Source organism: Methanoregula sp. (assembly GCF_002835825.1).
Classification (GTDB): Archaea; Halobacteriota; Methanomicrobia; order Methanomicrobiales; family Methanospirillaceae; genus Methanoregula.
This window is the reverse complement of record NZ_PIZH01000587.1, coordinates 1-1,300: the sequence shown is the minus strand read 5'-3', so window position 1 is coordinate 1,300 and position 1,300 is coordinate 1. Positions and strand designations below refer to the sequence as shown.

Here is a 1,300-nt window from a genome sequence, read left to right as displayed (position 1 = left end):
CCTTTACGGAGATAAGGGCACAGCCTGGTGGATTGCGGGGTTTACGCTCCTCCACATTATCGCCGCAGGTTTGTTCCTCACCCGGCTGGGTATGATTGCAGCCGCCGGCTTTCTGGCCGGGTTCGTGCTGCTTGCGATCGCAAATTTTCTTGTCCTGCGAAAACCGGATCCGGAAACCGCCCTCCGGGCACTTCCGCTGTTCCATGTCACGATGATTGTCTATACGGCTGCAATCATTGCGGGTGTGGTTCTCGGAATGTGAACCGGTGCAGGAGACCCCCCCTTATCGCTCATCTTTTATCGTATCGTCAGGAAAATCGAGGAGGGCGTTCCGGACAAAGGCAAAGGATGGCATCACCGGTACCCGGTTCAGCCGACAATGGTGTCGGGATAGCTTCCGGTCCTCTCCGATTCCCGGTACCGTGAATAATTCCGCTGAACGCCGTTTACCGATGAATTCGCGTAGCAGTACGCGCAGAGATGGGGGCAGGTATTGTACTGGCCGGTGTCCTTGGATACTATGCAGCCGCACGGCCCTCGCTGGCCGGGGTCTTTCAGCTCCCGGATACGGGCTGCGGAACCGGTCCCGTCAATTGCCGTCTGCCCGCCTCCGGCAAGGAATGCGGCAAGCGCCCGGTCGTCACTGAATTCCCGCATCAGGAGGTCGTAACTGATGCACTGCCCTTTCCCGATGCCGTACGCCGAGAGATCCCGGCGATCCGCACATGTTGCGAGAGTAAGACCCCATCGTTTGTTCAGGTCTGCAAGTCCTTCCGAAAACAGGATTATTTCCTCTCCGGTAAACTCCCGCACGCCGGAAAAGCCCTGCTCCCGCAGGCTGCGCTGCACTTTCGGGTATTTTGCGATATCGATGAAGCTGAAGATCAGCCTGTCCGTGTACGGGTGGATCCGGTCGCCTACCCGTGCCAGCTTTCCAAGGAGGGCATCTACCGGAATACTGTCCGAGAGCAGAAGGGGGTCAGACCGCCAGACCACCCTGCCTTTCCCCACCCGGTCCGAGAGCCGGATGAATGTCGCAATCCGCTCATCGAGCGGGGGAACGCAGGGTTCGAGTCCTTCGGCATCGTAATCGTTCAGGGTGAAGAGGAAATAATAGTTCATGCCCAGCCGGTCAAGGGTATCGAGATGATGGAAGAACGGGGCCGGGTTCTTGGACCAGAATACGATGGCCCGCGCCTTTGCAAACGATACGTACTGCGGTCTTCCGGAAAACGGTCTCTTCCAGCAGGCATAGCCTTGTTCCAGCCGTTCCATGAACCAGTTTCCGTAGAATGCCGGG

At 58.0% G+C, this 1,300-nt stretch carries 1 protein-coding gene and 1 pseudogene; one reads left to right on the top strand and one right to left on the bottom strand.

The window, feature by feature from the left end:
* Positions 1-262, top strand: a pseudogene (locus tag CW742_RS13555) (prenyltransferase); the annotation flags it as partial.
* A 107-nt stretch (positions 263-369) separates the two neighbouring features.
* Here the strand turns inward: CW742_RS13555 and CW742_RS13550 are convergent.
* The coding region (locus CW742_RS13550) for a DUF1848 domain-containing protein (protein ID WP_292421271.1) at positions 370-1,300 on the bottom strand (931 nt) is incomplete at its 5' end.